The sequence below is a fragment of the Cyanobacterium sp. HL-69 genome, from assembly GCA_002813895.1.
Classification (GTDB): domain Bacteria; phylum Cyanobacteriota; class Cyanobacteriia; order Cyanobacteriales; family Cyanobacteriaceae; genus Cyanobacterium.
This window is the reverse complement of record CP024912.1, coordinates 516,464-542,863: the sequence shown is the minus strand read 5'-3', so window position 1 is coordinate 542,863 and position 26,400 is coordinate 516,464. Positions and strand designations below refer to the sequence as shown.

Genomic DNA, 26,400 nt, shown 5'->3' with positions numbered 1-26,400 from the left:
AACTAAAAAATAAATAGGTTTGCACATGGGATGGGGCTTTTTGAGAGCTTAATTTGTTCAATAAAAGCCTGTTATCTATCTATATCAAGATTTATGAGCAGAAATTATCACCCATCATCATATTTGATGGTGTGAGTAGTAAAACTATCTATTCATTCAAATGTCATGAAAAATATAGTCGAAATTAAAAAACTACAAAAAAGCTACGGCAAAATAGAGGCTGTTAAAGATATTTCTTTTTCGGTGCAAAGTGGAGAAATTTTCGGCTTATTAGGACCCAATGGGGCGGGAAAAACCACTACTATCCGCTGTTTGACTACCCTTGCACAACCTGATGGGGGGGAGATAAAAGTGGACGGTATCTGTGCTATGAAGCAACCTAAACTGGTACGCCAGAGACTGGGTTATGTGGCACAGGAGGTGGCTATTGATAAGATGTTGACGGGGAAGGAGTTGTTGCAGTTGCAGTCGGCTTTGTATCATATTCCCCCGAAAATTGCTTCCCAGCGTATTGAGCAATTATTAGATTTATTGGATTTACAGGAATATAGCGATCGCAAAAGTGGCACTTATTCTGGGGGGATTCGCAAAAGGTTAGACTTGGCTTCTGGATTATTACATCAACCCCAAGTATTGATTTTGGATGAACCTTCCGTGGGTTTGGACATTGAAAGTCGCATGATTGTTTGGGAGTTTTTAAAGGCACTTAAAAAGGCTGGTACAACTGTATTAATTACCAGTCACTATTTAGAGGAAGTTGATGCTCTAGCTGACCGCCTTGCTATTATCGATAAAGGGGTAGTCATAGCCGAGGGTACTCCTTCTAGTTTAAAGGATAGGATAGGGGGCGATCGTATTACTCTGCGCATCAAAGAGTTTTTACCCACCAAGGAAGCTGAAGAAAGTAAAACAAAATTAGCCCAACTTCCCTTCGTTAAAGAAATTATTATCAACCAAGCCCAAGGCAACTCCCTTAATCTTGTGGTTGCCCCCAACAGTAACCCCATTGGTAAGATTGAAAATACCCTTAAGGAAATGGATTTACCCTTATTTAGTATTAGCCAATCAAGGCCTAGTCTTGATGATGTTTATCTGGCCGCGACAGGGCGCACTCTCCTTGATGCGGAAATGGAAGCCGTCACCAAACGAGATTTAAAAGCAGAAAAAAAACAAGCAATGAAAAATAACTAGGGTTCTTTGTCATATTGTCATCATAAATCAACACAGAAAAAATAGACTTATCTTATCAGATTAGCTATCTTTACCATTCTACTTTTTCAGCAGTATTTAAGTAGTTTGAAAGATATTTTGGATCATTTTTCTATCTAAATTAAGGGCAATTTTTTCTAATTCTTGTACTTCTTTATTTGTCAAACGCCATCCCAAGGCTCCAATATTTTCTTGGGCTTGTTGAAAGTTTTTTGCCCCTGGAATAGGTATAGTACCTTGACAAATGCACCAGTTTATGGAGACCTGTGCCATGGTTTTGCCATTTTTAAGGGCGATCGCATTTAGCCGATCTAAAAGAGGTTGAATACTGGGCAACAAACGCTTAAATAAGAACCTTCGAGAGCCTTTGGGCAAGGGATCATCTAAACTATATTTCCCCGTCAACAAACCCAACGTAAGGGGGCTATAAGCAATAATTTTAATGTCCAACTCCTTACACAAATCCTTTAAGCCTAGATCAGAAATAGCATAGGTAGAAAGCAAAGAATACTGTACTTGTAACGTGCTAATTTTTACCCCTTGCCCTTGGAAAAACTGATGCGCTTTGAGTAAATTATCAGGTCCATAATTGGACAGACCGATCGCCCTTACCTTACCCTGATGATATAACCTCGCCAAACCTTCTAAAAGGGGCTTTTCTTGCCATGGAAAATACTTGGTAGGAGGCCAATGTAACTGTACCAAATCCACGGGTTTTTGTAGCCTCTGGGCGGATTTCTCACAGGCTTTTACCATAGATTGAGGAGTTAAACGCCAAGGATATACCGCTAGTTTAGTGGCGATCGCAATTTCTTCCTGATGCTCCCCCCTATACTGTGTAGCAAACTGCCCCAAAAGAGACTCACTGCGCCCGCTAAACTTCCCCGTGCCATAGGAATCCCCCGTATCAAACCAAGTCACCCCCTGCGACACCATCAAATTAAAAACCCGTTGTAACTCCTCATCCATATCAGGAGTATAATCCCACAAAAACTGATTTCCCCAAGCCCAAGTGCCACAACCCATGGCAGACAAAGATAAACCATCTGCCACCTCAATCTTCGACTCCACAAAACCCACAGTAATACCTCCCTCACAACTAATCAAAAATCGATACACTAGATCGAATCATACCCAAAAAGCTTTCAAAATCAAAACAAACTTCATGACATCATCCACCAAACCCACCGACAAAGAAATACAAAATATCTTCAACAACATCGCCCCCATCTACGATCAAATGAATAACTGGCTTAGTTTTGGGGTTCATCATATCTGGAAAAAAATGGCAGTAAAATGGAGCAACGCCCACCCCCATCATCAGGGTTTAGACCTTTGTTGTGGTACAGGTGATCTTACCTTTCTTTTGGCAAAACAAATCACCCATGGGGAAGTTTATGGGGTTGATTTTTCCCCTCAACTCCTTGCCGTTGCCCAAGAAAAACAACAACAAAAGCCCCTAATGAATAATATAACTTGGTTAGAAGGTGACGTGTTAACCCTTCCCTTTAATGATAATACCTTTGACTGTGCCACCATGGGTTATGGACTGAGAAACGTTGTTAATATACCCCTTGCCCTCGAAGAAATTTACCGAGTTTTAAAACCTAATTCAAAAATAGCTATCCTCGATTTTCATCGCCCCTCCGACTCCCTACTTGCCCAAGCCCAAAAATGGTACCTAGATAATATTGTTGTTAATATGGCTCAATATTTTGGCTCAACAGCAGAATATGCCTATATTAATCCCAGTTTAGATCGATTTCCCTGCGGTGAAGAACAAATAAAATTAGGAAAAAAAGCAGGATTTCACTCCGTCGTCCATTACCCCCTAGCGGGTGGTATAATGGGGGTCTTAGTATTAACAAAGTAATTGATAAAACTTTTATTTAAAAAGTCAAAAAATTAAATTAATTTAGGTAGGGCGCATAAGCCCCTTGTGAGAATTATTTAACTATCAAAACTATAATTAATTTTGCAAATCTATTTATTTAGGTAATAAAAAAAGCAAGAAAAAACAGTTACCAAAAAAAATTAATGTTTTTAGGATTTAATAACTGGTGGCAATATGTAGTCCCCCCCGCTGCAGGGGCAATAATAGGCTATTTTACTAATGATTTAGCCATAAATATGCTATTTCGTCCCTATCGCCCCGTATATATTTTCAAAAAAAGACTTCCTTTTACTCCTGGTTTAATTCCTCGAAATCAAGAGAGATTAGCCAAAAGGGTTTCAGATACCATTATGGGTTCATTATTAACTCCTTCTGAGTTACAAAATTTAGCCAAAAGATTATTACAAACAGAACGAGTTGAAGGGGCAATCACGTGGTTATTACAACTAGCTTTAAAACAAATTAAAGAGGATAAAGATAACAAAACCTCTCGTATTTTGGCTGATGTTTTAAGAGATTTATTTGGAGAATCTTTTCCTAAATTATTAAGAGCTTTGGCAAGAAAAGAGAATTTTTTTCAGGCTCAAATTGACCAGATTTTTGACCGTATCTTATTAGAGTTTACGTTAACGGATACTCAAGCAAAACAGTTGTCTGATTGGTTATTGAAGGCTGTTTTTTCCCCTGATTTTTTACGAGAAAACTTAATCAATTTTCTTACTGATAGAAATATCACAGTTATTGATGAAGGATTTAGGGAAAAAACTAGCGGTACTTATTGGGTAGTGGCTAATTTATTTGGGATTAAAAATACTTTACAACGTATAAGAACTTTTTGTATTGAAGAAAAAGAAACGGCAAATTTAAGAATCAAAGAAATATTATTATCTTTAGAAGTTAGAACTCGTTTAAAGGAGTTTTTCTTGAGTTTGTCTTTGCAAAATTTACCTGTATCAACGGTTAGACAATTAAGGGAAACTACGGGAAAAATTGTCAGGCAATATATTCAAGAGAAGGGGGTTGATTTTTTACAGGATTTTAGCTCTTCTATTGACTGGGATAAGGTATCTATTTTAATTATTAGTCGTCTTCAATCTTCTACGGTGGTAAATACTTCCTTGGGTGCGGTGAGTAAAGAGTTGGCTTTGATTTTAGAGCGATATTTGGAGGAAGATTTAGAGAAAATTGTAACCCAAGCAATTCCTATTTTAGCTATTGATCAGGTTATTATTGATCGTATTAAGGATACCTCTCCCGAACAATTAGAAAATGCTACCCAGTCTATCGTTAAAAATGAGTTACAGGCGATCGTTAATTTGGGAGGAATTTTAGGATTTTTTATTGGAGCTTTACAGACTGTTATTTTATTTTTAAATTGATTATTACTTAACCTGTTTAAATTAGATCAAATTAACAAGATAACAATATATTTTATAGGCAAAAAATGGACAAATTATTAAAAGTTGGGGACAAAATTAGGGTAATAAAACTACCTCCATATCTAAAAACAGCGGAACCAATGCCCATGTTAAAATCAGCTTCAGAAATTGCTATGGGGGAAGAAGGAGTTATTTTATCTCCCAAACCGAGGGGATATTGGGCTATTCGTTTTACTCAAAAAGCTTTTTTACTGGAAAGTCAATATTTTGAGAAAGTGGAATAATGAAATTTTGTTTCCTTATTAAAAAAGGATTTCCTCAATAAAGGCTAAAAGATAACTTCTAGCTTGGGAATCTTAAACACAAATAAATACATTAACCTCTGTCAATTGTATGATAATTTGATCAATAAGTTGGGTTTTTCGTCTTAAAATCCCTCAGTATAGTCTTTGATGTGGTGACGGGAGAATATCACTACAACCTGAATTAAAAAAAACAAGTTAAAGTATAGATGTTAAGTTTTATGAAGACTGAGGTCGGTTTATGTTAGAACTATATCAATTTGAATTATCGCAATTTTCTGAAAAAATACGTTTAGTATTAGATTACAAGGGGTTGGAGTACAAAAAAATAGAAGTTACCCCCGGTATCGGGCAGTTAGAGGTTTTCAAAATTTCTGGACAAAGACAAGTACCTGTTTTAAAAGATGGTGACACGGTAATTAGTGACTCTACGGAAATCGCTTTATATTTGGATCGTAAATATCCTGAAAAACCCCTTATTCCTACTGATGCAGTGGCTAGGGGACAATGTTTGTTAATGGAAGAATGGGCGGATGAGTCTTTGGGTTTGAAGGGGCGTAAGACTTTTTTGGGAGCGCTTAATCGGTATCAAAATTTCCGTACCTATTTTTTACCCACTGATACCCCTGATTTATTGAAAAGTCTTGTGGGTGCTATCCCCGGTGACCTTTTAGGGGCGATCGGTCATGATATGTTTAAGGAAGCCGAAAGAGGTTTGAAACAGGATTTAGAAGCCCTTAGCTTAATCTTGCAAAATCAACCTTATTTAGTGGGTGATGAGCCTACTTTGGCGGATTTAACGGTGGCTGCCCTTAGCACTATTATTAAATTCCCTGAGGTGGCTTATTATGATGTACCTATGGATATTACTGGGAAAGGTATTCCAGGTTTGGCGGATAACAGTGCCTATGAGCCTTTCTTTACCTGGCGAGATCGCCTTTATGCCCAGTATCGTCAACCTTTAGATAACTCTAACCGCAATAATGGCAATGGTAGTGGGGATAATAGCACACCTACTTCCATCGAAATCGAATAATTAATCATTAAAGGGCGCACTACAACGCCCTTTTTTTAATGAGACAAGATTTTAGTTGCTGTAGTTTTCATCAAATATCTCTTATTGCCTTAATCACCATAGATTTTTAGGCATACTAACTATTTTTCTACTATACTCTAAAAGATTTTAAGATAAAAGATTAGTGATAAAAATGGTGGAGGCTAAACATTTTTAATGGTTCAATACCTTGTTTTCTTGACAATTTCCACGGGTTTATATGCCCTTTTCGCCCTCGGATTAAATTTACAATGGGGCTTTACGGGGTTAATCAATTTTGGTCATGTAGCATTTATGACCATTGGTGCTTACACTACTGTTTTATTAAGTCTTCAGGGAGTACCCATTTTTCTCTCCGTCATCATTGGCATTGCAGGCGCTTCAATACTAGGTTTATTAATGGGGGCTTCTACCCTCAGACTACGAGAAGATTATCTTGCCATTGTCACCATTGGGGTGGCTGAATTTCTCCGTTTAGTAGCACAAAATGAAGAATGGTTAACGAAAGGGAATTTTGGTATTCAGAGTTATCCTTTACCTTTTGGCTCTTTTCAACCTAATTTTGCGGGAAGGTTAATGATGATTTTGATTTTAACTATCTTAGCTGTTTTCGTGATTTGGCGTTTATTTATTAATATTAAACAACAGCTAAAAGGAGGAAAAGAAGTACAGGGAAAAAGTTTTCAATATTCCAAGACTAGGGATGTTTATATTAAAGGATTTATTACTTTTTTGTTACTTCTAATTACTTATATAAATGGAGTTATTGCCCTTTATAATTATACTTATAAATCGGGTTTAATGTTATTAATATTAGTTGCCTTGAGTATGGTTTATTATGGATTAGATTTATTAGTTCATTCCCCTTGGGGCAGAGTTTTAAAGGCAATCAGAGAAGATGAAGAAATACCCAAGGCTCTAGGAAAAGATGTTTTTTGGTATAAATTACAGTCTTTTATGTTGGGAGGGGGAATTGCTGGTTTAGCGGGTTCTTTTTATGCTTGGCAATTTACCACCATTTATCCTAGTAGTTTTGAATCTTTGATTACTTTTAATGCTTGGATTATTATTGTGGTAGGGGGTGCTGGAAATAATGCAGGCACTATATTAGGATCGGTTATTTTTTGGGCTTATGAATCTTTAACTAGATTTATTTCTGATAATTATGATTTTATTACTACCGCTCAATTAAGTTCTTTGAGAATGATGATTATTGGTTTAGTTTTAATGATATTAATTGTCTCAAGACCCCAAGGTATTTTAGGAAAAAAAGGCGAATTATCTTTAGGAAAATAGCTACAAAAAACCCCCTAGAAAAAAGGGGGGAAAATATTTTTATTTATGTAGAAAAAAACCTAAGCGAGGGCGGGAACTGCTTCTTCCCAACGTCCTACGGCTTTACCGAAAACTGCTAATTCTTTAACCAAAGCATCGAAGGCATCGGGGGTTAAAGATTGAGGTCCATCGGATAGGGCTTTGGCAGGGTTAGGGTGTACTTCAATCATTAATGAATCGGTACCTGCGGCGATCGCACCTTTTGCCATAGCAGGAACATACTCAGACTTACCAGTACCATGACTAGGATCAATCATAATAGGTAAGTGAGTTAGAGTTCTCAACACAGGTAAAACAGATAAATCTAACACATTACGGGCATAAGAGCGATCAAAGGTACGAATACCACGCTCACACAAAATCACATTAGGATTACCTGCCGCCAAAATGTATTCCGCCGCCATCAACCACTCATCAATGGTGGCAGACATACCCCTTTTCAAGAGTACAGGCTTAGGTTGAGCGCCTACTTTTTTGAGCAGGGAGAAATTTTGCATATTTCTTGCCCCAATTTGTACCACGTCTGCATACTCAGAAATTACATCTAAATCTGCGGTATCCATCACTTCGGTAATAATACCCAAACCACTAGCATCTCTAGCAGCGGCTAACAATTCGAGAGCACTTTCACCATGACCTTGAAACGCATAAGGAGAAGTTCGAGGCTTGTATGCACCACCCCGTAAAAACTTAGCTCCCGCCGCCTTGACTCTAATCGCCGTTTCCACGATCATCTCTTCATTTTCAACGGAGCAAGGCCCTGCTACGATAGCGATAGGATTATCTCTACCAATAGCTACATCTCCATTAGGAGTAGAAATAACAACCTCACTGGGCTGTCCATGGTGATATTCTAAACTAGCGCGTTTGAAAGGTTTTTCAACTCTCAAAACACTCTCAATCCAAGGACTAACTTCTTGAATTTGTTCACGGTTAAGGGATGCGGTTTCGCCTACTAAACCAATAATCACCTTAGTTTGTCCCACGATTTTTTCTGGTGTTAAACCCCATGATCCCAATTCCTCGCTTACACGGGTAATTTCGGGTTCAGGAGTACCCACTTTCATTACAACGATCATAATCAATATACCTATTTATTCAATGGTCAACTGTCAATCAAACATTGATCAGTCTTTTAATTTATTTTTGGCTTCTCTGGCTTCTTGTCTGGCGGTACGCCAAGCGGACAACATTCTACCAACGTTGACAGAAACCTGCTCTGTACCCAACAAACTACCAACTTTCCCCTCATCCCATGAAGTGGAGAAAATGCCATAACTCAAACCTAACACACCTAACCCAAATAAGCCCAAACTGACTAATAAGACAGCGGTGTTAGGTACTTTTAACCACTCTTGAGTGACAACTAAATAGAACACAAAAAAGGAAGATATACCTAATCCAGTGGGAATCCCACTAAAAATCGCCATTCTCCGAACCATTCTTTTACTCACTTCTTCGGGAATTTCCTTCAAAGATGCTTCTTGTTTTTTGTTCCTTTTTACAGTCTCTTTGGTAGGCTTGACACTGCTTTGAGGTTTGTTATCAGTAGGGGGTTTTTTCTCTACTTTTTCTTTTTTGCTCTTGGGCTCGAAGGGTAATGGTTTTCTTTCTGAAGGAGATGGCATAGTTAATATATTTCTCTTTTAATTCCTATTTTTAACCACGAATACCTAACTTTTTGATTAAATCTTGGTATCCTTGGGGATCTTTTCTCTTGATATATCCTAACAAACGTTTCCGTTTACCAATGATTTTTAGAAGACCACGACGGGAGGAGTGATCTTTTTTATTAACCTTTAAATGTTCGGTTAATTGGGAAATTCTGGAGCTTAGAAGGGCAACTTGTAAACTAGAAGATCCTGTATCGGTTTCATGGGCTTGAAATTGACCGATGATTTCTTGTTTTTTCTCTTGGGTTAAACTCATTTTTCCTAATATTTTTGAAACTGCAACCTACAATTATATCATAATCAAGGGAACAGGCAATGGGGAATAGTTCAGGTATTAGGTTTTAGGTAAAGTTATCTTGTTTCGGGCAATGTATGGTTTTCTTTATCACCTTGGAATTATAAGCTATTCAACTAATGTAAAATCAATGGTGTTTTAGGAATTTTTTTTAGGTTATGCGCATATTTATCAGTACGGGGGAAGTGTCGGGAGATTTACAGGGGGGGATTTTGACTGAGTCTTTGTTACGGTTGGGTAAATCTTTGGGAATGGAGATGGAGATAAGCGGTTTGGGGGGGCAAAAAATGGCTCAGGCGGGGGTACATTTGATTGGGGATACCACGGCAATTGGCTCGGTGGGTTTGTTGGAATCTCTACCTTTTATCATTCCTACTTGGCGGGTACAACGGTTGGCGAAAAAACATTTGCGGGAAAATGTGCCTGATGTGGTGGTGTTGATTGATTATTTGGGGCCTAATTTAACTATTGGTTCTTTTTTGAAGGAGAATTTTCCTGATATTCCTGTTATTTGGTACATTGCACCACAGTTTTGGGTATGGACTCCCATGGAACAAAATGTTAATCAATTAGTCAGTGTAACTGATAGGCTATTGGCTATTTTTCCTGAAGAGGCAAAGTTTTACGAGGAAAAGGGGGTTTCGAGTACCTATGTAGGTCATCCTTTGGTGGAAAAGTTTACGGATAATCTTTCTCGAGATGAGGCTAGAAGCAGGATAGGGCTTAAATCTGACGAAAGGGCGATCGCCCTTATCCCTGCATCGAGAAAACAGGAGTTAAAATATCTGTTACCTGTGATGCTAGAAACAGCCCAAGAAGTTCAAAACCAAGTAGAGAAAGTTAAATTCTTTTTGCCTGTATCCCTACCCCAATATCGTCCTCAGATAGAGTCGATGATCAATAAATCGGGGTTAGATATTACCCTCTATGATGGGGATAGTTTGGAGTTATTTCCTGCCCTTGATTTAGCCATTACTAAGTCTGGCACGGTAAATTTAGAATTAGCTTTATTAAAAATTCCGCAGGTGGTGATTTATAAAGTAAATCCTTTTACTATTTGGGTAGGTAGAACATTTTTAAAATTTTCTATTCCTCATATGTCCATGGCAAACTTAGTTTTGATGGAGAATATTGTACCTGAATTGTTACAAGAAGAAGCTACCGTCAGTAATATTGTTCAAGAATCCCTTGATTTATTACTAAATGGCGATCGCCAAAAACTTCTACAAACTAACTATCAAAGAATCATCGACAGCTTAAACCAATACAATCCAGATATATCAGCCACCCAAAGAGTCGCCCAAGAAATTATTAACATTACCAAAAAATAACCAACATACCATGTTACAAACTATCAAATATCCATTCCTCATCATCCTCAGCACAAGCCTATTATTACCAGGCTGTGACTTAGAAAACAACGTCAATCAAGCCACTAACCCCCCAGAAGAAGAAACCATCACCGAAACCCCGGACACCTCAGAAACATCCATCCTTGTGGATAATTCACAGTTAAACCTACAAACTTCGGGACAAGGAATTTTTGAACTAGAAAACAGAGAAGCAGTCGAAATTACCGCCGTTTCCTTCACCATGGCAGACGACAATACCAGTGAAATCATCATCACCCTCGCCGACAATCGCACCATGGAATTTGCAGGGGAAACCCAACAAGATAATGATTCTATTATCACCACCCTCACCAACTCAGGCATGGCAGACGCCGAAGGTTACTTAATCATGCAACATCAAGACAACGCCATAACCATGTTACAAGGGGATGGTGTCCTCGATTCTCAGGCATTTTCTATCAGTTTTGGGGAAAATAAATATGCTAACCCCCAAGAAAATCAACCCTCCGAATACATACCCTTTTATCAACAACAAGGCAGAGGAATATTCACCCTTGAAGGAAGAGAAAATGAGAATATATCTTCCGTGATGGTACAAATTGATGAAGATAATAAAGCCACCATCGGAATTTCTCTCAGTAATGATACAATTTTTAACTTTCGTGGCGAAGTCTCCCACCAAGACGCTTACACCATTAACATCCAGCTAACCTCATCGGGAATGGCGGACGCTGAAGGTTTATTAAAACTAGAATATGGAGCGAATAATTCTATTAACAATTTAATGGCAAACGGTAAATTAGACGGACAACCATTCTTAATTAACTTTAGTAAATAAGATAAATTTTGAGAACAATAACTGTAGTATAGACGATGACTAATTTATTGTTTTTAGATTAAAAAAAACCCCAACATCCCCAGCTTTTTTCACTATCTGAAACCAGCAAGAGAAGGAGGTGTATGAAACACAAATTAATCAATAGCAATTACTCTAAGCCCCACTGGTGCTTGAGTACGTCTTTATACATATTTTCCCTAACGAGCATTTGTTCATAGAGTTTGATTAAAAAATCTCTAGCTTGTTCCCTACTCATTTGAGCAACCTGAGTTTCAAATGAACGTAGATTAAATTGTTGTTCTAGGGATAGTTGTGCTTTTTGGTTCATAACTTTCATACACTCCTTTATTTTGTGATAATTGTGCCTAAATAACTAAGCATTTATCAGAACGAATAACTATCCCCATCATAGCAATAGGATTCTGAAAATAAATGCTCATTCTGAACAATAAGTACTTATACTCATGCTGTTTTTGGACATATGAGTTACTCTTAAACATTCACAACCTTTTATGAATAAGGATTTAACCTCAATACACTAGAAGTGAAATCTCGTAAAGATTTTTTATTAAAACGTTACAAAAACAGATGATCTGTTACACAATTTTCAGGAAAATGGGCAATTCTCAAAATTTAATTCTAAATTTTTAACTACCCTCACGACTTCACTTTTTTATCAAACCCTAACTAGATGCCGTGGCTTTTACCCAATACCCAATGACGGCGGAAAAAACGATATAGGGATGATTCTTCTAAGGATAGATAAATAGGGCGTCCGTGAGGGCAAGTGTGGGGATTTCTCGTCATTTTCCATGTATCAACGATGTCTTGCATCTGATTAATAGTCAATTTTGTACCATTGCGAATAGCACTGCGACAGGCAACAGCAACCATGGCACTATCTACATCAGCACCCCAACTCAACTCCATAAGGGCTTCTTGGGTGTCATCTCGTTGGGCTAACATCTGAGGAATATTACGCACTGCCCACAAGTTTTCTCCAAAACTTTCAATGTCTAATTGTAGGTTAATTAATTGTTCAAGTTGTTTGGGTAAAAGGTTTTCGAGGATAATGGGTTGAGGGAGGGGAATTAGTTGCCAGTTATCTTGCAATTGTTCGTATAGTATTCTTTCATGGACGATATGTTGTTCTATTAACCACATTCCTTGGCTATGTTCAGTTACTATATAGGTGTTTCTTGATTGGGCAATTACTTGTAAATCGATTAAGCCAAGAGCTTTTTCTTGGGGTTGTTTTATTTCTTGTTTTTCGATTTGATAAAGGGTTTGATTTTCAGCAACTTTGAATATATTTTCTATTCTTTTATTTTCTATTTGCTGATTGATGTTATTGTCAGTTATTCTAAAAATATTGTTGATAGCTGATTTAATTTGCTCTTGCCAAAAGTCAATATTATGTAGATAAATTTCTGCTTTGGCGGGGTGTCGATTCCAGTCTATTTGTTGGGGGGAAGTTCTGAGATGGATAAAAATAATGGGAAAACGATCGCGCCCTAGGGTACGATGAAAAGCTGAATAGATTGCTGATTCTAGTTCAGGAGATTTTACTACTCTGCCATTTAATCCTATTTTAACCCAATCGGGGCGAGGGCGCGAAAGGCGATCGGGTAATCCGAGAACTATATCAAGGGAAGACTGATTATTTTCGGTGGGGGTATTTACTGTTATTTGTTGATAAGTTAGATCGTTATAGTTAATAGTTTTAGACAGTTGAGAAAATACTTTTTTTATTTGTTCATTTCCATTAATATAGAGTATCAATTTATCATTCACAAATAGTTGCCAAGTTACATGGGGATGACAGAGGGCAAGTTGCCCAATTAAGACTTGAATTTGTTTTATTTGTTGTTTAAAAGGGGGTGTTGCCTGACGACGGAGAAGAATATTTCTAAAAAGATTTTCTACCGTGATTATGGTGCCTGAGGCGATCGCAACGGGAGTAATCGCACTACAATGATTATCATGGCAAAAAACTTGATAACCACAATCATCCGCCACCCGACTAGCAATTTTCACATCCGCTAGCTGGGCGATGCTATGTAAAGCCTCCCCCCGAAAACCAAGGGTATTGATGTGGTGTAAATCCTTGGTATCCCTTATCTTGCTGGTGGTGTGAGCTTCAGTACAAAGTAACAAATCATCCCTATCCATACCTTTGCCATTATCCGCCACCTGAATCATCCACAACTCAGGCTTAAGACTAACAACAATACGCCCAGCCCCCGCATCCAAACTATTTTCCGCCAACTCTCTTACCACCGCCGTCAAGGAGTCTATCACCTCCCCCGCCGCAATTAATTTTATGACATCGATAGGAAGTTTTTGGATTAGCATAATTTAGCAATTGTTTCTTGGTATATTGATAGTCAGTAATTATCAAATATAAAAAAGAATATAGTATGGCAGGTAAAATAAAAAAAGGAACCTACGTTAAAGCCGTCAGAGAAAAACTAGAAAACAGTCTCGAAGCCAAAGCCAGTGATAGCCGTTTTCCTAGCTACATATTTGAAAGCAAAGGAGAAATCCTTGACTTAAACGATGAATATGCCCTAGTAAAATTTTACACCCCTACCCCTAACGTTTGGTTTCGTCTCGATCACTTAGAGATAGTAGAATAGAAAATAATACCATGGCAGAATCCATCTATCTCTCATCCTGCAACAAACTAGCCAAGGTTTCCATTATCGGTGCAGGAAATGTGGGGCGTACCCTTGCCCAACGACTCATCGAAAGAAATTTGGCAGATGTTTGTTTACTCGATATTGTCGAAGGTTTGCCCCAAGGCATTGCCCTTGATTTAACTGAAGCCCAAGGTTTACAATATCACCACTGCGAAATTATGGGTACTAACGACTATGCAGATACCAAAGACTCCGATATTGTAGTTATTACCGCAGGAATTGCCCGAAAACCAGGGATGAATAGAGATGATTTATTAAAAATAAATGCCAAAATAGTAATCGAAGCCACCCAAAAATCTCTCCATCATTCCCCCAACGCTGTTTATGTAGTAGTTACCAATCCTCTGGATGTCATGGCTTATTTAGTTTGGAAAATCAGTGATGTGCCTTTTCACAGAGTGATGGGTATGGCAGGGGTGTTGGATTCTGCAAGGCTAGAAACCTTTATCGCTTTTGAATTGGGGGTATCCATTCACGATGTGCAAGGAATGGTATTAGGAGGACATGGGGATTTAATGTTGCCTATTCCTAGATATTGTACCGTGAGTGGCATTCCTATCACCGAATTATTATCACCAGAAACCATTGATAAACTAATTCAACGTACAAGGGATGGAGGTGCAGAAATTGTCCGCCTTCTCAAAACGGGTAGTGCTTATTATGCCCCTGCTTCTTCGGCTTGTTATATGATTGAGTCTATTTTGTTTAATCAGTCTCGGTTATTGACTGCCGCGGTTTATTTACAAGGGCAGTATGGTTTAGAGGATTTATTTTTGGGTGTGCCTTGTCGGGTGGGTTGTAAAGGTATTGAGCAAATTTTGGAAATTAATTTAACCCCTGAAGAAAAGGAAATTTTGCAAAAGTCTGGTCAATCTGTTCGTGATAGTATCAATATCGCTTTAAAGTTTTTGTAGATAATCTCTTCTCCATTAACCATTCCTTATTTCTCTTTCCAATTAATAGGGGTAACTTGTTGAACTATTTTTCAAGAAAAAGCGTCAAATATAGTGAATTGTTGTAAAATGACTTGTTAACCTCAAGCACTCATCCATACGAAAAAAAAGAGATACTATGTGGAAAAATTTGACCCTTAAATTAGCATCAAAACTAGGAATCATCGCCTTTTTCTGGATGATACTCTTTTCTAACTCCGCCCAAGCGGCCTTAGAATTAAGGGTAATGGTGCGTAAAAGTGCCAACAGTTTACCCATCGGAAGTTCGACAACCGCAGTGGTAAAAGGTGGCAATGGTGCAGTATTAGGGCAGGTAGCCGCTAGAAACTCTTTTAATGTTCGTGCCAATGGAAATAATGTTAATTTAGGGCAATGGAATTCTAATCGCATTTGGTTAGAACCCACAGGAGATGGGGTAGTATGGATTGGGGATAAATGGTATAGAGGTAGAGTTTTATTAGTTAAGGAAGGTAATGGAGTTACTGCCATTAACTATGTTGACATGGAAGATTATTTATATAGTGTGGTAGGGGCAGAAGCCATTCCCAGTTGGCCCCAAGAAGCCCTCAAAGCCCAAGCAGTGGCAGCCCGTAGTTATGCCCTCCATCAAAGAAATAACTCCCGTAACTCTTTGTATGACCTTGACACTACAACGAGGACTCAGGTATATAAAGGATTAAGTAGTGAATACACTACTACTCACCAAGCCGTTAAGGCAACAGCTAGTCAGGTAATGACTTATAACGGTCAAGTAATTTTAGCAGTATTTCATTCCTCTTCGGGAGGACATACGGAAAATGTGGAAGATATTTGGACTTCCCCCTTACCTTACCTTAGAGGGGTGGTAGATTATGATCAAACTTCTCCTGTATTTGCTTGGAATAAAACCGTTACTCCCAATCAAGTTAGTAGCGCTTTGGGGGGAGTGGGAAATATTCGCTCGATGGTGCCAGAAAAAACTACTCCTCAAGGTAGGGTGGTATCTATGCGAGTGGTGGGAGATTCTAACACCCGTAGTGTTAGGGGTACAGATTTAAGACAGGCTTTAGATTTGCGTAGCACTCTTTTCCGTGTTTCCCTTGGTAATGGGGGAGTACAAGTTTCGGGAAGAGGTTTTGGCCATGGTATCGGTTTAAGTCAATGGGGTACTTATTATTTGGCTCAAAATGGTATTAATTATCAACAAATTTTAGGTCATTATTATCAAAATGCCCGACTTTCTCGATTACAAACTAGATAAATTTTATATTGGAAATGACCACAATATCTCCTCTTCAGGATTGGGAAACGTCTTTTGATTATCTCTGCACTGCTTTAATAGGGCAATTGGCAAATGACCAATATTTGGTTTTTGAGTTGACGGCAGAAAATAGTCATTTTGTTCGTTTTAATAATGCTAAGGTGAGACAGACAGGAATTGTGGTGGATGGGCTGGTGTCCATGAAGATGATTGCGGAGGGGAGAATTGCTTATGCTGATTTTCCTTTGACGGGAGATAAGGAGATTGATTTATCTGTTGCCCAAGAATCTTTTGATTATTTACGGGCAGAAATTTTTGAACTTCCTCCAGACCCTTATATTGTGTTACCTTCTAATCAAGGTTCTTCCCATGAGGTATATGAGGGAAGTTTACTTCATCCTGATGAGGCGGTGAATCATATCTTACCAGTGGTGCAGGGATTGGATTTTACGGGGCTTTATGCGTCGGGGAGTTTGATTCGGGCAAATTATAATTCTTTGGGGCAAAAACATTGGTTTGCTACGGAGTCTTTTTTTGTGGACTATTCTTTGATTAATGGAAGGGATAAGGCGATTAAGGGTTGTTATTCGGGGCGTAGTTGGGATGATGAGCTTTTTCGGAAGCACATTGAGGGGGAAAGGGTTTTATTGCAACGATTGGATTTACCTATTCATGAGGTTTTACCTAATTCTTATGGCACTTATCTCGCCCCTGCGGCAGTTGCTGATTTGTTACATATGTTTTCTTGGGGGGCTATAGGAGAGGCTTCTATTCGTCAGGGGGGTAGTTTTTTGTCTGCCATGAGGGATAAGGGGAAAAGTTTATCTCCGATGTTTAGTTTGCAGGAAAATTTTGCGGGGGGTAGTGTGCCTCGGTTTAATAATTTTGGGGAAATTTCTCCTTTATGTTTGCCTTTATTTCAAGGGGGAAAATTGGTCAATACTCTAATTAATAGTCGTACGGCGAAGGAGTATGGCTTGAGGGAAAATGGAGCGAATGGGGGTGAAACGTTGCGATCGCCCGAAATACTAGCAGGAAACCTTAAATCGGAGAATATTTTATCTGCCATAGGTACAGGATTATATATTTCTAATTTACACTATCTTAATTGGAGCGATCGCCCTAGTGGTAGAGTAACGGGCATGACTCGTTATGGTTGTTTTTGGGTAGAAAATGGCAAAATAGTCGCAACTATCAAAGATTTACGATTTGATGATTTTATGAGCCAAATTTTTGGCGATAATCTCGTTGATTTAACTGATTTTCAAGAGTTTATTCCTAATATTGGCACTTACGGAAATCGCTCTCTTGGTGGTAGTCTTCTACCCGGTATCTTATTAAAAGCCTTTACTTTTACTCTTTAGAGCGAAATAATTTGGTATATCAGGCAGCAGCGAATAGTTCTTTAATTTAACTATTTCTTTTTAATTATCATAACACCGAAGAAAAATGCCCAAAAAAATGACTTTCTTCCACGGTGCCAAATAACAGTTTTAAATTAGGCTATCAACTACCATGCCTGTACATAGCAACATCATATAAAGAATAGAGTATTTAAACATAGATTTTGCTCTATCCTTATCTTCTGGTTTTTCTTGTAATTCCCATGCTTTGGCGATAAATAAACCACCCAGTGCGATCGCACTTATAAGATATACTAATCCAGAGGTATGCAGAGGATAAACCAGAACAAAACTAAATACCACCGTAATGATAGTATATACCCAAATTTGTTTAACAGTAGGTTCTGCTCCTTCTACCACAGGCAACATCGGCACATTTACCTCCGCATAATCATCGCTAATCATCAAAGCCAAAGCCCAAAAATGAGGAGGAGTCCATAAAAAGATGAGGGTAAAAATTGCCCATGCACTCCAACTCAAATCTCCCGTTACCGCTGCCCAGCCTACTAGGGGAGGAATAGCACCTGCAGCACCACCAATGACGATATTTTGGGTAGTATGACGTTTTAGCCAATGGGTATAGATGAGCATATAAAAAACAATGCCAGATACTGCCAAGAGGGCAGAGAGAAGATTTACCCACACAGCAAGGAGAGTGAAAGATGACACACCAAGTAAAATACCAAATATAAGGGCATGGGTGGGATGAACTTTTCCTGAAGGAATAGGGCGCTTACGGGTGCGCTTCATTTCATAATCAATATCTTGATCATATATGCAATTAAAGGTTTGAGCGGATGCCGCTGCCAGAGTACCTCCCAAGAGGGTAATTATCAATAAAAATGGGTCAATATCTCCTTCGGAGGCGATAAACATTGAAGCGGCAGTAGTTATTAACAGTAGAGGAATAATCCGTGGTTTTGTAAGCAGATAATAACTTTTAATTACTTCCCTAAAATTTTCGTTGCGAGAGTTTAAACTTGTTCCAATCATTATAATTTTTGTTGTGAATCGATGGTTAATGTGTGATAAAAATTGCCTTTGTTTGTATATACTGAAAATGATTTGCTATGGATACTTTTAACGGTAAAAATTGACCATAGAAAACTTCTAAAATATCAAAATAAGCAAGACAAAATAATGTTTTATGGTTTATTTATTGATAGCTTACTTCTGAATCTCTACTGGCAAACACACTAAAAGATACTAAGCTGCCAAACAAGGCCGCTCCGATGGTATGATGAGCGATGGTTAGTGGCTCTACTTGAAGGTGAAGATAAAAGGTTGCTACCCCCAAAAGAATTTGACTCACCAGCAATAGGGAGATAATCTTGGCCAGGTTTCTCAGTTTTACTGCCAAAGCAGGGGTACGCCAAGAGAAAATGATTACTAAGAGGGTGACAATGGTGGGGGGAAATATCCCGATGATGTGACTATTCATGACAAAACAGAGTTGCCCTCCTGCCAAACATTGATGGGCTGCCCACTGACTGGCTACTAAACCCCCTAAAATACATTGAACATACACAAGGATACTGGCAATAATACTCATGCCCTTGAGGTTGCCCACGGTGGCTGTACCTTGGTAGGGGCTGATTTTACTACCGATAAATACAAGGGTGGCAAAAAATAATAGGGCTGTGCCTAGATGGGCGGTGACAATGTCAAATCTAAGTAGCTGAGTGACGGTTAATCCCCCTAATATTCCTTGGAAGACGATTAAGCCGAGGGCGAAAGTGGATGCCCATGGTAGCCAACGGGGTAGGGCTGATTTTTTCCACCATGATAATCCTGTAAGGGCGATCGCACTTAGCCCGATAAATGACGCATCTAGGCGATGAAACCACTCTAGGAATACCTGTAAATTCATCTGTTTGGTGGGTACTACCTGCCCATAACAAAGGGGCCAATCTGGACAGGCTAACCCTGCATTCATTACTCTGGTAGCTACCCCAATAGCCATTAAAAGCAAAGTTGCGATCGCCATTTTCCACACTAACCATAACACCCATTTTATCGGTTTGCTAGGTTGTGCAGATCGGGGGATTGATGTATATAAAATAGATTCCGTCATACTAAACAAGGCAATTGATAACTGTACTTTTGATCCTAGCTTAAGATCTATTTCTGGAAACTTGACCTACTTTTTATATTTTTCCCTGATTATCTTTACAAAACTTTACAATAGAACAGCGGGTAAGTATCAAGTTATAGGCTTATCTTTTACCAAACGTCACTATTCTCAATTATCGATAAACACCATTACTCCACTTTTTCTCTAACCCCTGATTACGAAGAATTCATATGTGATTTTCACCTAATATTTATCACCTAATAAATATCTTGTTTTGACACTATCTTAATTTTTAATGGCTTAATAATTACTCTCTGGATAACCAAAAAGACTTCATTCCCACAGCTTTTGCTCCCCAATAATCTTCTTTTTTACTATCCCCAATATACCAAGCATTTTCAGGAGGACAATTATAATTATTGAGTGCTTTAATAAAAATATCTGGGTGAGGTTTAGCGACTCCTGACAAGGATGAGATGGTAATACTAGAAAAATATTGACTTAAATCAAGACTGTCTAAAACCGAAAAAATACGAGTATCAAAATTAGAAATAATAGCTAGTTCAACCCCTTCTTTTTTCCATAAATTTAAATTGGCTATTACATCATCATAAATATACCAAGGTTTCTCAGTGGCAAAGTGTTTATATAACTCCACAAAAAAATCATCAAAATTACTAAAATTATCTAGTAAATCTAAAGATTCAAAAGTATTTTTAGCGATTTGTTTCCACCAATCAAACTCAAGGGATTTTACTAGGGCTTCTTCTTGGGTATCAAAAGAAAGAGGGGAAGAATCTTTAAAACATTGATAAAAAGATTGATTAACTAACTCGCTGTCATAGTCACCCCCATGTTTTCTCGATATTTCAGTATAAGCCCAACCAACATTATTTTTCACCCCAAAAAGAGTGCCGACGGCATCTAAAAATATTACTTGTGGTTTCATCATCAATTTTGCTCTAAAAAACGACGGGCTAAAAAGTAGGCGGTGACTGATTTGGCATCAACTTCACTCCCACGATAGATAATTTCTTCTAACTCTTCTGGTGACATTAACACAACCTCAATATCTTCGTCCTCATCTTGATTAGGAGGGTGGGGTAATTGCTCTAAATTTTGGGCAAGAAAAGCGTAGATATATTCATCAGAATAACCCGGGGCGAGGGGAAATTTACCAAGGTTTTGCCATTGGTGGGCTTTATATCCTGTTTCTTCTTCGATTTCTCTTTCAATGGTGGAAAGGGGGCTTTCTCCTTTTTCGATGGTACCCGCAGGAAACTCGAAAAGTCTGCCTTTGACGGCAAAGCGATATTGACGTACTAATACCAGTTTACCTTCTGGGGTGATGGGGACGGCTAATGCACCCCCAGGGTGACGAATACATTCCCATTCTCCTTCTACGCCGTTGGGTAATCGTAGTTTATTTACTTCAAATTGAAATTTTCTGCCTTGAAAAAATAGCCGTGAGCCGAGATTTTGGGGTAATTCTGGTATTATTGACATCTATTTTTCTGTGCTTTCTTCAAGGTTTATTGTATTCTCATCGGTGTCGGAGGGCAAATCTTTTTCTGGTTCTATCACCGATTTTCGCTGATTTTTAATGTTAATGAGTTTTTCCATTAGTTTTAACCAATTTTCTTCTTCAGGGGTCAATTCTTGGTTAATAAGGATGTCTGAGATAGATTTTTGTTGAAGAGTGTCAATGGTAAAAATTGGCAAATTACACAGTTGAGGTAAATCCCATTTCCACAGTTTTAGGGTTTTATCATCGCTTCCTGTAATTATTAAAGTGCGATCGCACCCTATCCTAACATGGCGAATAGGTTTTTGATGACTTTTTAGCACTCCCATGGATGCACCATCGGGCAAACTCCACAACCTGACGGTATTGTCTCGGCTGCCTGTGGCGAGTAAGTTACCATCTTGACTAATATCCATACACCAGATAGCCCCTTGATGCCCTTCTAGGGTTGCTTTTAGGATACCTGTGGCTAGTTGCCAAATTTTGATGGTATTATCTTCACTGATGGTAACTAGGGTTTTTCCATCGGAGGAGATAGCTACCTGCCAAATGGTGCCTTCATGCCCTTGGAGGGTGGCTTTATTTTCCCCAGTGGATAATGACCATAATTTTACAGTACCATCTTTACTGGCACTGGCAAGGATTTCATTAGACGGACAAACAGCGAGGGATGTAATGGCGCCTTGATGCCCCGTGAAGGTATATTTATTTTCTCCATCAGGAAGACTCCATACCCTTACGGTATGGTCATTTTTTCCGCCCCCTGCCATTAATAAACTATTATTTTTGGTAATCACAGTGCATTCTACCTCAGTTTTGAAACCTGTGAGCGTTTTGTAAAGTTTTCCTGAAGGGTATTGCCACAGACGGATTTCTCGATAACTAGCACTGGCTATTATTTTACAGTCATCGGTCATGGATAATGACCAAACGGAAGCATTATTGGCGGATAAATTGGTTAGATTATTACCTTCAGGAATGCGCCAAACTGATACAGTTTTGTCTCGGCTACCACTGGCAAGAGTGATGTCATCTGCCCCTAAAGCAAGGGCGGTAACTCCTTTTAGATGTCTTTTGAGGGTAGTAATTGTTTCCCCTTTTTGGGTATCCCATAATTTTATAGACTCTCCCCCAGCACTAACTAATATTTTATCATCACTGGTAAGGGCGATCGCACTTATACTATCCCCATGATTCCAGTCATACACACAGCGAATCAACTTCCCTTGAGGAATAGACTTACCCTTAATTTTCAGGGCAAGGTTAAGTATCTCGTTAAAAACGCCTTTTTCTTCTGGTGCTTTAGGTAACCAACGATTATTTTTGAGAGTTTTGACAATTTCCAAACTCCAGCGCACAGGCACAACGGTAACTAATTCCCAAAGGGTTTCCCAATTTCTCGCCGAAGCCAATACCTCTAATATTCTTTTCCACCTATCCGCAGAAATAATGGCTATCCTTCTCCCTTCTTTCCCCCCGAGTAACATCCATAGCCACTCCAATCTTTTTAAACCCATGCCATGGCTATCAATTCTTTCTTTTAAATCATCAGGTGCATGATAATAAACCTCCTCCAAAAGATGATAGTCGGGGTCAATGTCTTGATAACGTTGCCATTGTTCAGTAAAATAATAAAACAAGGCCGACTGGGAAGGCTCAAGGGGTCTATAATTAACCTCAATGGCAATATCTAAAGCATCCTGATTATTATCCTCACTAGCCAAACGACACACATGGGCTTGTAAATCTTCGTCACTCAAAGATGTTAACCATTCCCTTGCTTTATCTCTGATTTCCCCTTCCTTATCCTTTAATAAATCCAAAAGAATTTCTACCACTTTGATTTTATCTTCTTCCTCAAGTATTCCTTGCCACCCTAACGACACCGCCGTTAATACCCTTAGTTTTAGAGGGTTATAAGCAACCCATCCTTTCAGTTTAATTAATTTAGTTAACTCTATTTCTCGATTATCTGCCCACAATTGACAAACAGTATTAATCAAGGATATATCTTGTAACTTGATTTGTCGTAGGGTATTTAATACCCCATTTCTCACGTTTTTATCTTCACTAAAAATTAACGCTTTAGTTAGTATTTCAATGGATTGAGGGGTTTTGATTGCCGATAATTCTTTAATGGCTTGTTGTCTAATGCGATCGCCCAATAGGGGAATTTCGCTGTATAATTTAGACTCTAGCTTAGTTAGTTTTTCTGTATCCATTGAAACCTATCCACAATCATTTTTCTAATTTATTATACTAACTATTAACAATCCCTAATATAAATTACTAATTCTCCATCCAAAACCTTGACCAAATAACCATACGGAATTTCATTTTAAATCATCATCAGTAACGAGCAAATTTTGCCCCTCATAAACATAAAAAGTTTCCACCACCCCCCCCCCTCTTAACAAAGGAATTTCCGTAACAAAATCAAAACTATCGAAATATTCCCCCCACTCGTTGATTAGTACATCATCCTGCCCAAAAACTTTTAGCGTAATAAATAAACCATCATCCCCCTTGAAATCTTCCAGAGGTTGCCAAAACTCGAAACCCCTCACATCATCACCAATGCAAGTAATGGGCATATCTATCATATCTTCATTTTGTGCCAATGCCATAGCCACATAACCTCCTAGATAATAAGCATTAGTAAAAACAAAATCACTATTACTAAACGCCTCCCGAAACTCCGAAGAAGAATTTAGCCTTTCCCCCAACTGCACCACATCAACTAATTCTGTGGAAGGATCATTTTCTGGAGCTAAAATACCCATAGATAAAAAAGGACTGGGTTTTTGTAATGCTCCCGTCGTAAAGTGTAATAAACCAATGCTAAATAGAGTATAAATAAAAATGGCCGAAAAAACTAACCAGTTTTTTATCCTACGAGGAAATTCTCTATGCCAAGCACACACATAATGCCCAAACATAATAGTCAAACCCCAAAAACCAGGCATTGCCCATGTCGGTAAAATTTGAGTAAACGCCCCCAACAAAGTAAAACCAATCACCATAGGAAAAGATACCCACAAAATTAGGCGACTGGGATAATGGGGGCGACTAAAAATTTCAATCAGAAATGAGCGTATGGTTATCCACCATAAAGGAATACTAAAACTAGGGAATAAATAAGCGATTCCAGCAAGGAAAAAAAGAATCAGATTAAGAATATTTATTTGTATATCTGTAGAGGATTCAAAACGCCCTGAAAGTTGAAAACCAAAGGATACCCAATCGTGTTGCCAATTCCAATACCATAAAGGGAAAAGAGTCAGTAAGAATAAGCCAAAAGATAACCATAACCAAGGGGAGGAAAATACTCGCCGATATGGTTTACTACTGACACAAAAACCCACTAATCCTAAGCCTAAGACGAAACCATGATACTTACTCAGACAAGTTAAACCCACTAAAACACCAATAATGGCAATACGGTAAGAGGGTTTATACTGCCAATGAGAATTAAAAAATTCTTCACTAACTACATATAATGTTAATGTCCAAAAAAAGATTAATGGTACATCGGGTAAAGTCAGGATTCCAAAAGCAATTTGAAATATAGGGATTAAGGATGCAATGACGAGTGCAAAAAAGCCAGCAGACTGGTTATACATCTTTTTGCCTGTCAGATACAGTAAATATAGGCTACCAGTGTGTAGTATTAAGGTGCCAATCCGAATGGTAAATTGATTAACAATACCCGTTATCCAAACTCCTATTCCCGTGGTTAGTGCTACTAAAGGAGGATGATCAAAATAACTCCAATCTAAATTTTTGGCATATAGATAATAGTACACTTCATCGTAGCCTGGATTTAGGAAAAAAGCAATTATAGAACGAACAATTAACCCTATTATCAAGATTATATATACTTTTTTCTGGATAGTTTGGGTGTTTTTGCTGATAATCATTAATATTGGAACAGGTTTGATAGTGTTACGATAGCAATATCTTGATAAGATATGTTGATTTGAAAATTAATTTTACTGTGAATGCGTCGGTTTAATCTATCAATAATGGATAGCTACATTTTGAGGGAGTTTATTATGCCCTTTATTTTTTGTGTAGCTATGTTTTCTTGTGTTGGAGTTGCCATTGCAACTATATCTGATTTATCTCATCGAATTATAGAATCTAACCTACCACTTTTTTCTGCCTTTCAAGTCTTTATTCTCAAATTTCCTGAGTATGTGGGTTATGCCCTACCTTTCTCTGTATTACTAACATCACTGCTTACCTATAGCCGTCTGAGTAAAGATAGTGAATTAATTGCTTTACAAAGTAGTGGTATCAGCCTTTATAGAATTATTGCCCCCACCATTGTCGCCAGTCTGGTTATTACTCTGGTTACTTTTGCTTTTAATGAGTTGATTATACCGCCATCTAATTATCGAGCCACATCTATCCTTGCGGGAGATTCAGGAATAGTTAATAAATATACAGTACAACAAGATATTTTTTATCCTCAATATGAGGAGATAATAACCGCTGATGGGAAAGTGAAACGAGAATTAAAGAGTCTTTTTTATGCCCAAGAATTTGATGGCAGGGAAATGCAAAATATTACAGTAATAGAAACTAACAATCATCAATTAGAAAAGATTACTGTATCAGAAAGTGGTAATTGGAATAATAATGAGGATGAATGGGATTTTTCTAACGGTGTTATCTATGACATCAAAATAAATCTATCTCAAATTAGTAGTAATTTTTTCCAACACAAAAAGATACCATTACCCAAAACCCCTTTAGAATTAGCCTCAAAAAGTAGAAGCCCCTATGAAATGAATATTCGTGAATCTTTTGAATATATCGAGATTTTAGAACAAGTGGGCAACCAAAAAAGTATTCTGATGTATCGTGTACGTACGGCACAAAAAATATCTTTTCCGTTTATCTGTATCATTTTTGCCATGATTGGTTCTGCCATTGGAGCAAAATTTAATCAAAATAATAAGGGTACAAGTTTTGGTTTAACGGTGTTAATCGTTTTTGGCTACTATCTAACTAGCTTTTTTATCGGTAGTCTTGGTTTAATTGATGTACTCTCACCCACTATGGCGGCATGGCTTCCCAATTTTATCTGTTTTGGTATAGGGGTTTATTTATTGACGAAGTCTTAATGAAAAACAAAAATCATGTTTTTAATTTTTGCAAGGATGT

25 protein-coding genes are annotated in these 26,400 nt (G+C 38.1%); 13 read left to right on the top strand and 12 right to left on the bottom strand.

Annotation, left to right across the window (positions count from 1 at the left end; all coding sequences use genetic code 11):
* Positions 1 to 165: 165 nt before the first annotated feature.
* Entirely contained in the window at positions 166 to 1,191 is a 1,026-nt protein-coding gene (locus tag AA637_RS02525; protein WP_446683759.1) for an ABC transporter ATP-binding protein, read from the top strand.
* A gap of 96 nt (positions 1,192 to 1,287) precedes the next feature.
* Here AA637_RS02525 and AA637_RS02520 read toward each other — a convergent pair whose 3' ends face one another.
* Positions 1,288 to 2,235, bottom strand: a complete 948-nt coding sequence (locus tag AA637_RS02520) for an aldo/keto reductase (protein WP_446684515.1) — start codon at positions 2,233 to 2,235, stop codon at positions 1,288 to 1,290.
* A gap of 139 nt (positions 2,236 to 2,374) precedes the next feature.
* Here AA637_RS02520 and ubiE point away from each other — a divergent pair, with 139 nt between their 5' ends.
* The 5 genes from ubiE to AA637_RS02495 all read left to right on the top strand — a co-directional run bounded on the left by ubiE (position 2,375) and on the right by AA637_RS02495 (position 7,134).
* Complete coding sequence (ubiE, locus tag AA637_RS02515) at positions 2,375 to 3,082, top strand: bifunctional demethylmenaquinone methyltransferase/2-methoxy-6-polyprenyl-1,4-benzoquinol methylase UbiE (protein ID WP_446683758.1); 708 nt, start codon at positions 2,375 to 2,377, stop codon at positions 3,080 to 3,082.
* A 164-nt stretch (positions 3,083 to 3,246) separates the two neighbouring features.
* Positions 3,247 to 4,482 (top strand): DUF445 domain-containing protein, encoded by a 1,236-nt coding sequence (locus AA637_RS02510; RefSeq protein ID WP_446683757.1) that lies wholly within the window; start codon positions 3,247 to 3,249, stop codon positions 4,480 to 4,482.
* Between the two features lie 65 nt (positions 4,483 to 4,547).
* Entirely contained in the window at positions 4,548 to 4,766 is a 219-nt protein-coding gene (gene sipA, locus AA637_RS02505; protein ID WP_069790547.1) for a regulatory protein SipA, read from the top strand.
* Between the two features lie 259 nt (positions 4,767 to 5,025).
* Positions 5,026 to 5,820: a glutathione S-transferase gene (locus AA637_RS02500; RefSeq protein WP_446683756.1), complete on the top strand. Its 795-nt coding sequence runs from the start codon at positions 5,026 to 5,028 to the stop codon at positions 5,818 to 5,820.
* A gap of 195 nt (positions 5,821 to 6,015) precedes the next feature.
* Positions 6,016 to 7,134 (top strand): branched-chain amino acid ABC transporter permease, encoded by a 1,119-nt coding sequence (locus AA637_RS02495; protein WP_446683755.1) that lies wholly within the window; start codon positions 6,016 to 6,018, stop codon positions 7,132 to 7,134.
* 59 nt (positions 7,135 to 7,193) lie between these two features.
* Here the strand turns inward: AA637_RS02495 and aroF are convergent, their stop codons facing one another.
* Genes aroF through rpsO form a run of 3 tightly spaced genes read right to left on the bottom strand, consistent with a single transcriptional unit; the run spans position 7,194 to position 9,102 of the window.
* Positions 7,194 to 8,252, bottom strand: a complete 1,059-nt coding sequence (gene aroF, locus AA637_RS02490; protein ID WP_446683754.1) for a 3-deoxy-7-phosphoheptulonate synthase — start codon at positions 8,250 to 8,252, stop codon at positions 7,194 to 7,196.
* Positions 8,253 to 8,300: 48 nt separating this feature from the next.
* The gene (locus AA637_RS02485) at positions 8,301 to 8,801 is read right to left on the bottom strand and encodes a PAM68 family protein (RefSeq protein WP_069790543.1); all 501 of its coding nucleotides are present in this window, start codon (positions 8,799 to 8,801) and stop codon (positions 8,301 to 8,303) included.
* Positions 8,802 to 8,832: 31 nt separating this feature from the next.
* On the bottom strand, positions 8,833 to 9,102 hold the full coding sequence (gene rpsO / locus AA637_RS02480; RefSeq protein WP_446683753.1) for a 30S ribosomal protein S15: 270 nt from the start codon (positions 9,100 to 9,102) through the stop codon (positions 8,833 to 8,835).
* A 197-nt stretch (positions 9,103 to 9,299) separates the two neighbouring features.
* Here rpsO and lpxB point away from each other — a divergent pair, with 197 nt between their 5' ends.
* Both lpxB and AA637_RS02470 read left to right on the top strand, forming a co-directional pair.
* Positions 9,300 to 10,472, top strand: a complete 1,173-nt coding sequence (gene lpxB, locus AA637_RS02475) for a lipid-A-disaccharide synthase (RefSeq protein WP_446683752.1) — start codon at positions 9,300 to 9,302, stop codon at positions 10,470 to 10,472.
* A 10-nt stretch (positions 10,473 to 10,482) separates the two neighbouring features.
* The gene (locus AA637_RS02470) at positions 10,483 to 11,331 is read left to right on the top strand and encodes a hypothetical protein (protein ID WP_446683751.1); all 849 of its coding nucleotides are present in this window, start codon (positions 10,483 to 10,485) and stop codon (positions 11,329 to 11,331) included.
* A gap of 148 nt (positions 11,332 to 11,479) precedes the next feature.
* On the opposite strand, the gene AA637_RS02465 is transcribed toward AA637_RS02470, so the two are convergent.
* Positions 11,480 to 11,659, bottom strand: a complete 180-nt coding sequence (locus tag AA637_RS02465) for an NblA/ycf18 family protein (RefSeq protein WP_446683750.1) — start codon at positions 11,657 to 11,659, stop codon at positions 11,480 to 11,482.
* A gap of 359 nt (positions 11,660 to 12,018) precedes the next feature.
* Complete coding sequence (mutL, locus tag AA637_RS02460) at positions 12,019 to 13,686, bottom strand: DNA mismatch repair endonuclease MutL (RefSeq protein WP_446683749.1); 1,668 nt, start codon at positions 13,684 to 13,686, stop codon at positions 12,019 to 12,021.
* 65 nt (positions 13,687 to 13,751) lie between these two features.
* Here mutL and ndhO point away from each other — a divergent pair, with 65 nt between their 5' ends.
* The 4 genes from ndhO to AA637_RS02440 all read left to right on the top strand — a co-directional run bounded on the left by ndhO (position 13,752) and on the right by AA637_RS02440 (position 17,590).
* On the top strand, positions 13,752 to 13,970 hold the full coding sequence (ndhO, locus tag AA637_RS02455; protein ID WP_069790538.1) for an NAD(P)H-quinone oxidoreductase subunit O: 219 nt from the start codon (positions 13,752 to 13,754) through the stop codon (positions 13,968 to 13,970).
* A gap of 11 nt (positions 13,971 to 13,981) precedes the next feature.
* Entirely contained in the window at positions 13,982 to 14,947 is a 966-nt protein-coding gene (gene mdh / locus AA637_RS02450) for a malate dehydrogenase (protein WP_446683748.1), read from the top strand.
* A 157-nt stretch (positions 14,948 to 15,104) separates the two neighbouring features.
* Positions 15,105 to 16,226, top strand: a complete 1,122-nt coding sequence (locus AA637_RS02445) for a SpoIID/LytB domain-containing protein (protein ID WP_446683747.1) — start codon at positions 15,105 to 15,107, stop codon at positions 16,224 to 16,226.
* A 14-nt stretch (positions 16,227 to 16,240) separates the two neighbouring features.
* Positions 16,241 to 17,590, top strand: coding sequence for a metallopeptidase TldD-related protein (locus AA637_RS02440; RefSeq protein ID WP_446683746.1), 1,350 nt, complete (start codon positions 16,241 to 16,243; stop codon positions 17,588 to 17,590).
* 129 nt (positions 17,591 to 17,719) lie between these two features.
* Here the strand turns inward: AA637_RS02440 and AA637_RS02435 are convergent, their stop codons facing one another.
* The 6 genes from AA637_RS02435 to AA637_RS02410 all read right to left on the bottom strand — a co-directional run bounded on the left by AA637_RS02435 (position 17,720) and on the right by AA637_RS02410 (position 25,148).
* Complete coding sequence (locus AA637_RS02435; RefSeq protein ID WP_446683745.1) at positions 17,720 to 18,622, bottom strand: heme o synthase; 903 nt, start codon at positions 18,620 to 18,622, stop codon at positions 17,720 to 17,722.
* A gap of 163 nt (positions 18,623 to 18,785) precedes the next feature.
* A complete protein-coding gene (locus AA637_RS02430) occupies positions 18,786 to 19,703 on the bottom strand; it encodes a COX15/CtaA family protein (protein ID WP_446683744.1) in 918 nt (305 codons plus the stop codon).
* A gap of 307 nt (positions 19,704 to 20,010) precedes the next feature.
* On the bottom strand, positions 20,011 to 20,655 hold the full coding sequence (locus AA637_RS02425) for an HAD-IA family hydrolase (RefSeq protein ID WP_446683743.1): 645 nt from the start codon (positions 20,653 to 20,655) through the stop codon (positions 20,011 to 20,013).
* Positions 20,655 to 21,209, bottom strand: coding sequence for an NUDIX hydrolase (locus AA637_RS02420; protein WP_069790531.1), 555 nt, complete (start codon positions 21,207 to 21,209; stop codon positions 20,655 to 20,657). Before AA637_RS02420 ends, AA637_RS02425 begins: the two co-directional genes overlap by 1 nt.
* Positions 21,210 to 23,450 carry a hypothetical protein gene (locus AA637_RS02415; RefSeq protein ID WP_446683742.1) on the bottom strand — a complete coding sequence of 747 codons (2,241 nt, stop codon included), beginning with the start codon at positions 23,448 to 23,450 and terminating at the stop codon, positions 21,210 to 21,212.
* A gap of 111 nt (positions 23,451 to 23,561) precedes the next feature.
* On the bottom strand, positions 23,562 to 25,148 hold the full coding sequence (locus AA637_RS02410) for an ArnT family glycosyltransferase (protein WP_446683741.1): 1,587 nt from the start codon (positions 25,146 to 25,148) through the stop codon (positions 23,562 to 23,564).
* Positions 25,149 to 25,253: 105 nt separating this feature from the next.
* Here AA637_RS02410 and AA637_RS02405 point away from each other — a divergent pair, with 105 nt between their 5' ends.
* On the top strand, positions 25,254 to 26,360 hold the full coding sequence (locus tag AA637_RS02405) for an LptF/LptG family permease (RefSeq protein WP_446683740.1): 1,107 nt from the start codon (positions 25,254 to 25,256) through the stop codon (positions 26,358 to 26,360).
* Positions 26,361 to 26,400 lie beyond the last annotated feature (40 nt).